General features: G+C 25.8%; 14 protein-coding genes. 10 read left to right on the forward strand and 4 right to left on the reverse strand.

Translation table 4 applies throughout. The features are described from left to right. The first annotated feature begins 4 nt into the window (after positions 1 to 4). Entirely contained in the window at positions 5 to 964 is a 960-nt protein-coding gene (locus SPM_RS05830) for a hypothetical protein (RefSeq protein ID WP_004028690.1), read from the forward strand. A gap of 292 nt (positions 965 to 1,256) precedes the next feature. Next, positions 1,257 to 1,946 carry a hypothetical protein gene (locus tag SPM_RS05835; RefSeq protein ID WP_004028691.1) on the forward strand — a complete coding sequence of 230 codons (690 nt, stop codon included), beginning with the start codon at positions 1,257 to 1,259 and terminating at the stop codon, positions 1,944 to 1,946. Between the two features lie 519 nt (positions 1,947 to 2,465). Here the strand turns inward: SPM_RS05835 and SPM_RS05840 are convergent. From SPM_RS05840 to SPM_RS06935, 3 genes are read right to left on the reverse strand one after another with little or no spacing between them, the layout of a single operon-like run. Next, positions 2,466 to 2,906, reverse strand: coding sequence for a spiralin (locus tag SPM_RS05840; RefSeq protein ID WP_004028694.1), 441 nt, complete (start codon positions 2,904 to 2,906; stop codon positions 2,466 to 2,468). A gap of 16 nt (positions 2,907 to 2,922) precedes the next feature. Beyond that, positions 2,923 to 3,468, reverse strand: coding sequence for a hypothetical protein (locus SPM_RS05845; protein WP_004028695.1), 546 nt, complete (start codon positions 3,466 to 3,468; stop codon positions 2,923 to 2,925). After that, positions 3,458 to 3,580 carry a hypothetical protein gene (locus SPM_RS06935; RefSeq protein ID WP_004028696.1) on the reverse strand — a complete coding sequence of 41 codons (123 nt, stop codon included), beginning with the start codon at positions 3,578 to 3,580 and terminating at the stop codon, positions 3,458 to 3,460. The genes SPM_RS05845 and SPM_RS06935 overlap by 11 nt, the downstream gene beginning before the upstream one ends. Before the next feature lie 288 nt (positions 3,581 to 3,868). Here SPM_RS06935 and SPM_RS05850 point away from each other — a divergent pair, with 288 nt between their 5' ends. The 6 genes from SPM_RS05850 to SPM_RS06880 all read left to right on the forward strand — a co-directional run bounded on the left by SPM_RS05850 (position 3,869) and on the right by SPM_RS06880 (position 10,115). Next, positions 3,869 to 5,722 (forward strand): ABC transporter permease, encoded by a 1,854-nt coding sequence (locus SPM_RS05850; protein ID WP_004028697.1) that lies wholly within the window; start codon positions 3,869 to 3,871, stop codon positions 5,720 to 5,722. A gap of 25 nt (positions 5,723 to 5,747) precedes the next feature. After that, positions 5,748 to 6,737, forward strand: a complete 990-nt coding sequence (locus SPM_RS05855) for an ABC transporter ATP-binding protein (RefSeq protein ID WP_004028698.1) — start codon at positions 5,748 to 5,750, stop codon at positions 6,735 to 6,737. Positions 6,738 to 6,877: 140 nt separating this feature from the next. Next, complete coding sequence (locus SPM_RS06940) at positions 6,878 to 7,483, forward strand: pyridoxal-phosphate dependent enzyme (RefSeq protein ID WP_004028699.1); 606 nt, start codon at positions 6,878 to 6,880, stop codon at positions 7,481 to 7,483. Then, on the forward strand, positions 7,480 to 8,118 hold the full coding sequence (locus SPM_RS06945; protein WP_277422116.1) for a pyridoxal-phosphate dependent enzyme: 639 nt from the start codon (positions 7,480 to 7,482) through the stop codon (positions 8,116 to 8,118). Before SPM_RS06940 ends, SPM_RS06945 begins: the two co-directional genes overlap by 4 nt. After that, positions 8,118 to 8,501 carry a Rid family detoxifying hydrolase gene (locus SPM_RS05865; RefSeq protein WP_004028701.1) on the forward strand — a complete coding sequence of 128 codons (384 nt, stop codon included), beginning with the start codon at positions 8,118 to 8,120 and terminating at the stop codon, positions 8,499 to 8,501. Before SPM_RS06945 ends, SPM_RS05865 begins: the two co-directional genes overlap by 1 nt. Before the next feature lie 126 nt (positions 8,502 to 8,627). Beyond that, positions 8,628 to 10,115, forward strand: coding sequence for a hypothetical protein (locus SPM_RS06880; RefSeq protein ID WP_004028702.1), 1,488 nt, complete (start codon positions 8,628 to 8,630; stop codon positions 10,113 to 10,115). A 231-nt stretch (positions 10,116 to 10,346) separates the two neighbouring features. On the opposite strand, the gene SPM_RS05875 is transcribed toward SPM_RS06880, so the two are convergent. Next, on the reverse strand, positions 10,347 to 10,817 hold the full coding sequence (locus SPM_RS05875) for a hypothetical protein (protein ID WP_004028703.1): 471 nt from the start codon (positions 10,815 to 10,817) through the stop codon (positions 10,347 to 10,349). Between the two features lie 205 nt (positions 10,818 to 11,022). Here SPM_RS05875 and oppB point away from each other — a divergent pair, with 205 nt between their 5' ends. Both oppB and oppC read left to right on the forward strand, forming a co-directional pair. Next, positions 11,023 to 12,267: an oligopeptide ABC transporter permease OppB gene (gene oppB, locus SPM_RS05880; RefSeq protein WP_004028704.1), complete on the forward strand. Its 1,245-nt coding sequence runs from the start codon at positions 11,023 to 11,025 to the stop codon at positions 12,265 to 12,267. Between the two features lie 13 nt (positions 12,268 to 12,280). Beyond that, the gene (gene oppC, locus SPM_RS05885; protein ID WP_239643304.1) at positions 12,281 to 13,273 is read left to right on the forward strand and encodes an oligopeptide ABC transporter permease OppC; all 993 of its coding nucleotides are present in this window, start codon (positions 12,281 to 12,283) and stop codon (positions 13,271 to 13,273) included. The last annotated feature ends 27 nt before the right edge of the window (positions 13,274 to 13,300 follow it).

The following is a 13,300-nucleotide window of genomic DNA, read 5'->3' on the forward strand; positions in this document are numbered from 1 at the left end:
TAAAATGAAAAAATTACTGGCAACTATTGCGATTGGTATTTTAACTTCAGGACCAGTAATGTCTGTAGTTAGTTGTACTAAAAATGATAATTGAAATAATATTCCAATTGCTCCACCAGTTTTACCAGTTGAAGTAACTGGTTTTGCTGGAATTGATTTTAAAACAATTAATCCCCAAAATAATAAACAGACTATTCCTGAATTATTACAACAATTGGCACAATTGTTTAAAGGAACAAAATGAAACTTTGAACAGTTAATAAAAAATTATAAATTTAATAATCAATCAAAACCAGTTAATAAAATTGATTTGTATCGCAATGGTCAGTATGAATTAAATTTTAGTGATGGAACAACTTTAAATACAATAAAAATTAATAAAACAGTAACAACTTCAAATCATTTAGCTGATAAAGTAAAAAGTATTGATTTAGGTCAAATTACTGATGCACGACCAAAAACAATTTTAATTGCCATTATTTTTAACAATATGCAACTTATTTCAGAATTAGATAAGTTTGGTGAATTTTTTATTGGTGAACAAACATCAGCTATATGAAACAAACAAATTGACAAAGTTGATAAAATTGAAGTTGAACCTGATCAAACTGGCGCAACTTTAATTTCAGGAAATGACCACTGATCGGAACATAATAACCCAGCAACAGATTATTATGGTTCAGTTAAAGTACATTTTACTGTTGTGGCACCAAAACCACCAACAGTAAAAGAAGATTTGGGACAAATGAACTTAACAACAAATTTAGGCAAATTACCAAAGGTAACCATTTTACAAGTAATGATGATGTTTATTAGTGTTAATTTTGTTAGTCAGTTAAATCGACTAAGTGCTTTATTAAATGATTTATATTTAGATATTAATCCGGATAAAAAAAGTGGAACAATTACTGCCTATGAGAAATCAGAATATTATACTGGTAGTATTAACGTAACTTTTAGTTAATTATACATATTAATAGAAACCGCTTGATTAGCGGTTTTTATTTGCAATTTTATTCTAGTAGTTAATAAAAATTATTTGCATTAATTTTATTATTTAGCAATTTATTATTTATTTTTAATAATTTGATTAAAATATTTATTTTTAAATTAAAAATGTGGTATAATTAAATACCTTTTTTATCATAAATATGGTATAATTATAGTAGAAAAAAATGGTTCCATAAGAAAATTCTAGGATGTAATAATTATAAAATGTATTAAATGATTTTAAATTAATTATGTAAGGAGTTTTTATGTTGAAAGATATTTTTTATATTGCCGAAGAAGAAATGTGTAATAAATGTTGAAATCAATTAGCACAAGCAATAAAAGAAGTTAAGAATAATAATCCGCAAGAAATTAATAATTTAATGTTTTTCAAATATTATTTAAAAGATCAAATTAATACACTTGCTTCAAAGGTTATTGCAATTATTAAATGTAATAATAATTTTTATACATTATTTTGAAAAGAAGATTTGCTAAAGTCAGAGATTAAGCATGATAATGTTGCGCCAGAATATCTTCCACAAGGTTTAACCTTAAATGAACAAATTATTGATGATGTTATATTACGTTTAAATGATAAAAAAAGTTCAAATGTTTTAGTTAACGATAATTCAGAATTATTTGATGATAATATGTCAGGTTCATTTCTACCAATTCCGGTTTCTAATGCAGAAGTTATTCAAGTTACTAATGTTAAACGAAAAAGCAAACATTGACTTTGAATTTTAGTAGTTATTTCTCTGTTATTATTAACAAGTGGTATTGGTGTTATTGGTTATGAAATGCATCGACAATCATCGCATTCTAATTTAGTTAATTCTAAAAGTTTTATAAGTAATGATAATCTGGTTGATGAAGTTAAAGATGAGAATAAAGATGTTATTGAGAATGAAGGGTATAATCATAAAGAAAATGAGAATAAAGATGTCTTTTAGAAGAAAATAATCTTGATGAAAAAATTATTGATAAAGAAATAATTAATATTTCACAATATAGCTATGATTTTACTAAGAATCCGCTTAATTTAATTGAAGTACAAGCATTAGATATTGCTTTAATTAAACCAGAATTGCAGGTAATACAGATAATGCTACAATGCAGAATGCGGATGTTTTTGAGACAGCATTAATGGCATCAATTATGAATATTAGTATTTATGGAATGACTAGCTAGCAATGATGATGAATGATTCATATACTAAAGCATCAGATGAATCAATTAATAAATATAACACTTTGTTAAGTGATCTTCGAACAAAATATTATTCATCTTTTAAAAGTTAGTTCAAACCTTAAAACAACTTACTAATTTATCCCAGAAAAATACGACAGATGTTAGTAGCATTATGTTAAAAGATGCTCTTGATGCAGTGGGAAATTATTATAATTGAGCAAACAATAAAACAATCGCTTTTGTAGTAATATTAATTTAGTTTAAAAAAATAGGTGATAAACCTATTTTTTTATTAATTGCAATTTGATAAAATCAGTTTCGCCTTTAAGTAATTGACTTTTTTCTTTTGCTGTTATGATAATATAAATTAAGTGCTCTTTTTCTAAGTTAATATCTATAAATGTGTCTTTGATATCTTTAGTTTTAAAAATGTTATATGTATAATCATTAGTTGGTGTAGCATATGGTTGAACTTTTTTGACTGCTTTATCAATGACTGCTTTATCAGGTTGATCCAATAATATTTGTATTTCCTTTCTATTTACTTTTGTAACAGCAAAAACATCATTAAGGTTTTTATCATTAGTATTAATAATTAAGGGACTAATTTCATTAATATTAGAAATATCTTTTATTTCTGATAAATTATTACAACTAACAGTATTTGTAGTACTACCACAAATTATTGTTAAAATACTTACTAAACTTAATATCTTTTTCATTATTTTTATTTCCTTTCTAATAACAAATTATAAAATCTTTAGTTTTTACAATAGTCTTAAATGTTAAATATCCTTCTCAAGTTTTTAGTTCTAAACTCGTAATAGTTATTGCATATTCTCAAGTTTTTGTAATTGTTATTTTTGTAGGATATAGTGGTCTTTGTTCGGGGCAACTACCAGAAGTATTAATTAATTTTTTTTCCATGTCATTTGACCAGTAGTCAAAATCTTTTGGATTTGTATTATCATATAGTGTTTTGTTTATGTTACTAATTATACGATGTGCTATATTAATATTTTCAATATTATTTCATCTTTTCGCATTCATAATCTTGTTAAAGAAATTTTCTGTAATTTCATATGTTATTTTTCCAACAAGATATGAATTAAACTGTTCTATATTTTTAATAAATGTTTGATTATTTACTACATAAGAAAAACCGTTATTATTGGTATTAAAATTAATTTCAACTTTATGTTTTTCAGTAATTTTTCTATATTCTCCATTTATCGATGATTTTTGTCATAAATATTGAATTTTAGTATTATCTTTAATTTCCATTTTTAATTTGAGGAACTAATGTCTGATTTATATTATTAGTTTTTAAATTAACAATTTGTGTTGAAGCAATTGTTAAAGTCGCTGTTAATAAAACAGCTAGTAAGCGCTTCATACTGAAAGACCTCTTTCTATTTAGAGCCTCCTATTTTAATTTTATCGTATTTTTAATAGAAAGTATGTTTTAAATTTATATCTTTAATTAAAAAGGGGATAATTGTTGTTATCTCAAATAAAATTTATCGTTAAAAGTTCCAATTATTTTTTACCATCAAATATAATTTAAAAATCACCTATACTAGTAAAATAAATTAAAAAATGATAAAATATATATTGTACAAATATCCTGCTATAAAATTGACAAGCATAAATTGAGTAATTTAAAAAATAGATGGAGAATAGAATGCTTAGAAAAGGTAAATCAAATTCATGATATTCAATAATATCATTTTCAATTTTTAAAATCCGCCGTTCAATGGCAGTTTGAGTTTTAGTGTTGTTGTCACTTGTTTTATTTGGGGCAATTGCAATTACTCTTTTTTTATCTTCAACAAATATTTACGATTTTTTAAAAAATTTTCAATATGGAGTTTTTATTTTTAATAATATTTTATTATTATTGTTTGTTTTGTTAGTCATCATTAAAATTTTTGGTCGAGAATTTGAAGATGGTACATATTTGCTCTTAATTTCCAAACCATATTCTCGTTTTACTTTATTTTTCTTAAAATTAATTTCACTTTGAATTTTGATTATCTTTTTCTTAGGAACAATTATTTTGTTTGCGTTAGGAATTGGTTATATTGGCTATTTAATTAATAATAATTCAGAATATTTAGAAGTTTATCAAAATTTATTATTAAAATTACTTTTGTATTCTTTAGCATTGTCTTTTTTTGCATCAAGTGGTATTTTATTTGCTGTAACTTTTTTAAATTCGCAAGTAGTTTTGTTAATTGTTGTTATTTTCTGTAGTTTATTTTTAGTTGGGGGGATGCCATATTCGTTAATTATGAGTTTAGCGAATACAATTGATTTGTCATTTATAGAAACTAGTATGACTAAACAAAATTATCCCGTTCCTATTATTAAAAGTACAATTAATTTTAAAAGAAATTTAGAAAAAAAATTAATTAAATATAATAATTTGACTAGTAAAATTTGAGATTTTTATAATTCGTGAGATTACGATGATTTAGATAAAGTTTTTAAAACGCGCGACTATGAAAATATTACAAGTGATCCTAGTTTACGAATTAAACGATTAGAATTTTATCAATCATTAGGTTTAACAAAACCGAAAGAAGAAAGTTATACAATTGAACAACTTAATAAGTGAGATAAAATAACAAAATATAAATATGATAATAAGGATGAAACTATTTTTGAGATTATTAATAAAGTTGGCGGAAGTAATCTTAAAATGAAATTGAATTTTGCAACAAATTTCTTTTTTAAATCACCAGGAGAATTAGATCCAAATAATGAAATTCATCAAGAATTACTTGACTGTATTAACTTTATTGAAAAAAGTGCAAAATCATGAGAGTTGTATCTTAGAACAAATGATTTAAATGGAAATTCGTTATTTTACTTTGATTTAGATAAATCCTATTATAGTTTAATATCATCTGATGGGAAGGTAGGAACCGAAAACCGAAAATTGTCAGAACCAAATGGATTTAATCCAGTAAATGTTTTTCGTGCCGAATTTGCTCGGACTGGAATTTCACCAGCTGATTCCGAATATGATAATGGTCCTGACTTTCAAGATTGAATTCTTAATTATTTTGGAGCTGAAGATAGAATTGAGGATGGTTTTGAAATTAAAACACTTTATGTTTTAAGAGAAATTGAAATTAATATTTTAAAAAAAATAATGGATTATAAATTACTTGAAGCTGTGCCACTTAAAATAAATACAGAATGACAAAAATATGATGATTTAATGCAAACGTATGAATTAATTTCTAAAATTAATATTATTGAACATTGAAATCAAATTTGAACAAGTTCTTTATCATATGTTCCATTTTGATTTGAACCACTTCAACGAAGCAACATTAATTTTAATGTTCAAAATAATTATTTAATGAGTTATCAGGATTTCCCAATATCATTAAAACAAGATAAAAAGGTTGACCTTGATGTGCCTCCATTCTTAAATATTAATTTATTGTTATATATTTATTTAGGAATATCTGGTTTGTTTTTAGTTAATGCTTATTTAATTTTACGTCGCAAAAATATTACTTAAGGCAGGAAGAAGGAGATGTTAAAGCATGAATAATAATGCATTAGTACTTAGCGATGTTGCGATTGCTTCGCGTAATTTTAGTAAAAAGTTTAAAAATAGTATTGTTGGTCCGTTTAATTTTAATGTTAGTCGTGGAAAATTACACGCCATTTTAGGTGCTTCTGGAAGCGGAAAAACAGTTTTTATTAAATCTTTAATTGGTGGTTTAAAAGGTTTTAAGGGTGATATTACAATTTTTGGGAAAAAAGCAACAAAAATTAGTATGAAAAAAATGATTGGTTATGTTCCTGAGTTTGTTACTTTTCCTGAAAACATTAGTTCTTATAATTTTTTAAAGTATTTAGGAAAAACGAATGGTTTGCGGGGGAGATATCTTCGTGACCGAATTGAATACTTAATGAAATCATTAGAAATTTGAGAACACCGTGATAAAGATGTTAATTCGTTTTCATCAGGAATGAAAAAAAGAGTAATGATTATTCAGGGTATTATTCATGACCCTGAAATCTTAATTTTAGATGAACCAGAAGCAGGATTAGATATTAATAATCGAAAAAAAATTATTTTTTACTTAAAACAATTAACACTACGTGGTAAAACTGTCTTTTTTTCATCCCATTTACTAGATGAAATTAAGGATTATATTGATGAATTTACAATGGTAATGAATGGAACACAAATTTATACGGGACAATTAGCTGCTTTTAATATTAAAAATAGTTATTATTTGGTGACTAATAATCCCCAAGCAATGATTCGTTATTTTAATTCAAACCGAATACCAAATTGATATGATCGAGCAAATAATTCGTTAAATTTTGTTTTAAATTCACCATTACATTTATATTATGTCACTCAATATGCATTAAAAAAACGGATTAAGATTGCTAAAATTAGTGAAGTTGAATTTTCATTTGATTTTTTATTACAAAAATTAAATATTACGTTACCTCCCAATATGACCACTAATCGTAAATTACGAAAGAAACAGTTGAAGAAACAGCAACAAGGTTAATCAATTAGAATAAGTTTTAAGTAGGATTATGCAACAAAATTAAAGAAGATAGGTTTTAAAAATATTTTAATGGGCATTAAAGTATTTTTTTTTATTATAATTAAACTAGGTCCAAATTATTTTAAAAAGGAGCAAATTGTATGGAATTTGATATTTCAAAAGAAAAAATTGAAAGTACATATAAAAAAATTAAAAATCATATTATTAAAACACCATTGATCTTTGCAACAAAATTAAGTCAAATTACTGGCAATGAAGTATATGTAAAATTAGAAAATTTACAACGGGCTGGTTCATTTAAACTACGTGGGGCGTTAGCAAAAATGATGGAACTTAAACCAGAAATAATTGCAAAAGGAGTAGTAGCAGCGAGTGCTGGGAATCATTCACAGGGGGTTATTTTTGCAGCTAATTTATTAAAAGTACCAGCAACAATTGTGATGCCTCAAACAGCACAAATTAGTAAAATTAATGCAACAAGAAATTATGGTGTTGAAGTAATTTTGCATGGTGATTTCTTTGATGATGCCAATAAAAAAGCCTTAGAAATTGCTAAAGCAGAAGATAAAGTTTTTGTTCATGCATTTAATGACATTGATGTTATTAGTGGCCAAGGTACAATTGGCATTGAAATTTTTGAAGAATTACAAGATCTTGATTATGTTCTTGTTCCAATTGGCGGCGGGGGGGGATTTTATCCGGAATTGCCACGTATATTAAAGCAGTTAATCCAAAGTGCAAATTAATTGGAGTACAAACACAGAATGTTCCAAGTTATTATGAAGCACGAAAAATGAATAAACCATTTTCTGTTCAAGGTAAATTATCAATTGCTGATGGAATTGCTGTTAAACAATGTGGGGATATTACTTTTAAAATTTTAAATAAATATGTTGATGATGTTATTTTGGTTTCAGAAGCAGAAATTGCAGAAACAATTTTATTTTTATTTGAAAATTGTAAAATTGTTGCTGAAGGTGCTGGTGCGGTAACAACCGCTGCAGTATTATTTAATAAATTAAATGTTAAAAATAAGAAAATTGCCTGTGTTTTATCAGGGGGTAATATTGATGTAACAACATTTTTAAATATTACTAACCGTGCTTTAATTAACCAACGTCGTCGAATTATTTTAAAAATTGATGCCCCATTAGGGAAAGGACATATTAGTAAAATTACTAATATTGTTGATTCGCATGGTGTTCAAATTTATCAAATTTCTGATTCACAATTAGAAAATAGTCTTGAAATTAATCGTGAAATTATTCGCTTAGTAATTGATATTAATATGAGGATTGAATTAACAAAGATTGTTGTTGATTTGGAAAAAGCAGGATATACGGTAATGGAACAAGAATTTATTAATTCAATTACACCATAATGGAATTAATTCATACTGTTCAAGCACCACAAGCCGTAGGTCCATATTCCCAAGCGATTAAACTTGCAAATGGGTTTTTGTATATTTCTGGACAATTAGGATTAAATCCTACAACAATGCTTTTAGTTGATAATATTAGTGATCAAACAAGACAAGTATTAGCAAATATTAATGCTATTTTAACCGCTGCAAAGTATACTAAGGATAATGTTATTAAAACAACAATTTTATTAAGTGATATTAATGATTTTGTTGTTGTTAATGAAATTTATGAATCCTTTTTTAAAGAGCATAAACCGGCACGTAGTACTTTTGCTGTTAAAGCTTTACCAAAAGCAGCTTTAATAGAAATAGAAGTCATTGCTTTTAAAGAAAATAGTTAAGACAAATTATTTTTAAAAATATTTATATTAAGCAACTTGGTTGTTAAAAACACTAAGGTGCTTTTTTTTTTTTTTTTTTTAATAAGTATAATTAAAAGTGTCTTACAAAAGGAAGGTGACAATTAGATGAAACGGTTATTAACAATTTTTAGTGTTTTTGTTTTAGGTTTCGGTAGTAGTTTAGGTGTTGTTAGTTGTACAGTGCGAGCAAAACATGAGCCTGAAGAGGATGAAATGGAAGGTCATCAAGATCTTGAAATTTTAAATCAAATAAAAAAGGAAGCAAAGCAAACTTTATCAACATGATGACAAACAAAAACAATGATTGATATTATTAAGGAATATCCAGAGCAAATATCATCATTTGAAGAACTAGTCACAGAGTTAAAAACAAAAAATGATGGTTTATTAACTTTAACGAGCACAGCAATTAGTAAATATCGTTTTTTACATCAGTTGCTTGTTGGTTTTAAAGCAGAGTTTAATAATTTGAATCAAGATTTACAAGATCGATATTCAAATTATTATGTTGATACAATGCCATTATTCTTAGGAGAAAATGATATTTCATTTACTTTGTATAATATTAATTTTGAGAACATAGCAAAACTATTAGAAGATACTCCCCAAGCAGTATTAGGAATTAGAGTCCAGGTTAATATTGCTTATGAAGTGCGCTTTAAAGAATTATCACCAGTGCAGGATAACATTAATAAAAACGTAGTTATCGGTAATAATATTGATATTTTACATAATATTATAAAACAACTTGCAGAATATTTTTCTATTTTTATTGATAATATTTTGAAAAAACTAGATTATAACATTATTATCACAGAATTTAGTAATTATGTAGATTTGCCCTTGGTTTCTGTATTTCGTTCATTGATTGAACAAAAAGTAAAAGAGAAAAAAATTATGTTTTATTGAGTTAATAGATTTAATAATATTAGTGGCATAATGCATGATATTTTCAAAGAGAATAAATACTTCTATAAAGACGATTCAGTATTAAAATGAGCAAAGGAAGGATATAATCCTAACAAATTAACCAAGGAAAATTTTTTAAAATTTTATAAACAAAAATATTCTTTTAAAGAAATAGGTGATTATTATGTAAGAGGAGTCGCAACATATATTAATTTGGAGGATATGTTCATTGAGAATATGCCATTGACTGAGGAAGGAGGAGGGTATAGAGGCCAGAAATTAAAAACACCTGTTAATGTCCTAGTACCAAAAGATAAAGTTGACCAACAATTGGAAGAATTTGCGAAAGTAACAATGGATTTTTGACATTATTATCAATTAGAAACATATAGTAATGGTAATCTTGTTTTTAATATGAATCAAACAAATTTTGATGAATTAGTTAAGAGTGCTAGTGTTTTAGAACAAAAAGGAGAAATAATAACCTTGTTGCTAATCTTTAAACTTATTTTTAATTTTTTTAAGAATACACTAAATTTAAAAAGTAAGTTTTCCACATTTATGAATGCTAATAGATATAAATATAAAGTTAATTTCATTAAAAAGCAACAATCTTTTGTTGTAGAATTATTTTGCTCAAAAGTTAAATGTCAGGATGAAACTATTGTAAATTTTTTTTTATAATTTCTTTGCTTATAGTTTTAATATAAATATTCATATTGTCAATGATTCGTTTGCATTTTTGCGTAAATTTGAATTTAGAGTTGGTTAGTTAAATTATAAATTGTACGAGGTTTGTAAGTGAGTTGTAAGTTGAAGAGCAGGTTATAGTTATTACTAATAATTTTGTTGTTTCACATAACATTTAAAACAATATTTAGTTGTAAGACAATAGTAAATAGTTATAAAAACTAATTAAATAGTAAAAAAGATAATTAGGGAAGAAATTAATAATATTCCAGCAATAATTAATAATATTTTTCGAGTTTTTTTAATTATTGCTTCTTCATCAGTTAAAGTAGATTGGTAACGACGACGATGATCATTAAAGTAAGCTGCGGCTTGCTTATTTTTATATCATCCTAAAATTAATCAGATTAATAAAATTAAAACGAAGAAGCTAACAACAATTCATTCTGTTTTTTTAATATCTTTAAAGGCAAAAATTCCTAATAAAAAACTAATTCCAAGTAAAATTGCACTAGTTAAAATAGCAATTAAATAATGATATCAAGTAATTTTTTTTAGTTTTTGATAATTTTCTAATTTTATTGTTTGATTATGGTATGTTTCCTCAACAATTTCTTTAACTTCTTTTTCATGAATTTCTTTTTCTTCTTGTTTTAATTGATGTAATTCTTTAAAAATATTTTTCTTTTTTGCCATCATTGCCCTCACATTAATATTTTTTAAATTTATTATTAAATTATATTGTATTTTTTCAAAAAGTAAAATATAATTACATAATATAAAATTATATTTTGTATCAAGTACATTATTTTTGAATAAGTTATTTTAAGCACATTATTTAATTAAAAGTTGATAAAAGGGACACTTTATTTTTCCTTAAAACTAGGGAGGGAAAAAATATATGAAAAATATTAAAAAAGAGAAAGATATTTCTAAAACCAATTTTGATATTAGCAAAGAATATGATAACAAGTTTATTAATGTTGATTTAAATTATCAGCAAACAAATAAACGAACATCACTTTTTACTGAAATGAAATATAAAATGGCAATTATTAATCATCATCGTCGGGAATTTTTTGATCGTTTTCCATTAATAGGTTATTCATTAAAAAGAATCTTTTTTGCAATTATTACTTTGTTGTTAGCAATTTGTGTAATTTTTATTTTATTACGGTTAGTAACTCCCGATGATATTTATATTAAAGATATTGATATTGATAAATTAAATATTTTACCAGGTACACCAGAATATAATGCTTTGCTTGAACAAAGAATGAAAATTTTTGGGGTATATGGTTCAATTTGAAGTCAATTAGGAACATATTTGCGAAATATTATGCCTTTTATTAAAAAAACAATAATTGTTAATAGCGCTTTTGATCCAATAACTGGTGAGTTAGTTGGTGAAAAAGTTACAACATGATTTTATTTAGGAGTTGTTTTTTCAACAGCAGTAGCACAGCCAGGAGAATTAGTATCAGATATCTTTGCACGAGCAATTCCATATTCATTTGGTTTTGGGTCAGTCGCTGTTTTGTTAGCTTATTTAATTGGTGTGCCGTTAGGAATCATTGCTGCAAAAAATAAAGAACGTGGTGTTGATAATACCATTAATGCTGGTTCAATTATCTTTTTAGCAATTCCACCAGTTGTTTTAGTTGTAGGGATTTATTTAATTTCAATTAATGTTTTTTATGCTCATGGTTTATTTAGCTCGGGAACTTTTGATACTAAGTTTTGACCAGTTTTTGCAATTTTCTTAATGATAACACCACCAATTGTCATTAATACAAGACGATATGTTATTGATGAAATGACAGCCGATTATACTAAGTTTGCACTATCAAAAGGAATGACTAATCGTTATATTTTCTATATTCATATTTTTCGTAATGCGGGGATTCGAATTTTTCGGTTATTACCAGCAGCTTTTGTAACAACAATTTTTGGAGCAAGTATTTTTGCTGAACAAAATTGAGCAATTCCAGGGATGAGTAAATTTATTGTGTCGGGAGTTGGAAACAAGGATTCTTTTGTTGTTATGGGATATATTTTATTAACAGCAACGGCTGGAATTGTTACTAGTTTAATAGCGGATATTATGATGGCGATATTAGACCCACGAGTAAAATTAACAAAATAAAGAGAGGAGCAAGATGATGCGAAGAGTCACAGATGAAGAGTTACTTGATTTTCAAAGTTATGATATCAATAATTTAGATCCAAGTTTATTTGAAATTGTTGGGCCACAACTAGAAGAGAATGAACGAATTTCAACGAAATCATATCGTTATTGAAAAGTAGTTGGTCAAATTTTAATTGCTAAAAAAACATTTATTGTTTGTTTATTATTATTACTTGCAATTGTCTTATTAACAGCAATTGTTCCAATTGGTAAAATCGCGAATCCGTTACCTGCTGATTTACCAATTCCTAATTATCAACAACCTTTAGCTCCAAATGCAACTTATTTATTTGGACTGGGAATGAATGGTGAGAATTATTGAGATAAAATTTGAATTGGAATGCGAACTACCTTGTTATTTACATTAATAATTGCCTTAATTCAAATTTTAATTGGGGTTATTGTTGGTTCAATTTGAGGGTTTTATAAAAAATTTGATATTTTATTTATTGAAATTACACGATTTCTAAATTTAGTACCAACATTAATTTTATGATTAATTATTATTTTTGCTTTAGGTAAAACAATGCCAGTCATCATTTTTGCCGTATCACTTACTAGTTGAATTACTTTGGCAGAGGTTATTCGGGTACAAATTATTTTAGTCCGAAATACAGAATATAATCTTGCTTCAAAAATGTTAGGAACATCGGGACCAAAAATTGTGACAAAAAATATTATGCCACGAATTTTACCATTAATTATTCAAACAGCATCTTTTGCTGTTCCAATGGCTATTGCAATTGATTCAACATTAAATTACTTTAACTTTGGTTTTGTACAAGGACGTGAAAATACGACATTAGGATTTATTTTAAATGAAGTATTAGCATCTAGTAAGTGACAAGATTATCCACATTTATTAATTATTCCTATTTGTTTTATTGCTGGAACATCGGTTTTATTCTTCTTATTTGGAAAAGTATTTGCTGATTCATTAGACCCCAAAAACCATTATAAATAAAAATGACATATTAAAGGAGAAATTGCT

Origin of the sequence: Spiroplasma melliferum KC3, assembly GCF_000236085.2 — a bacterium.
Taxonomy (GTDB): domain Bacteria; phylum Bacillota_I; class Bacilli_A; order Mycoplasmatales; family Mycoplasmataceae; genus Spiroplasma; species Spiroplasma melliferum.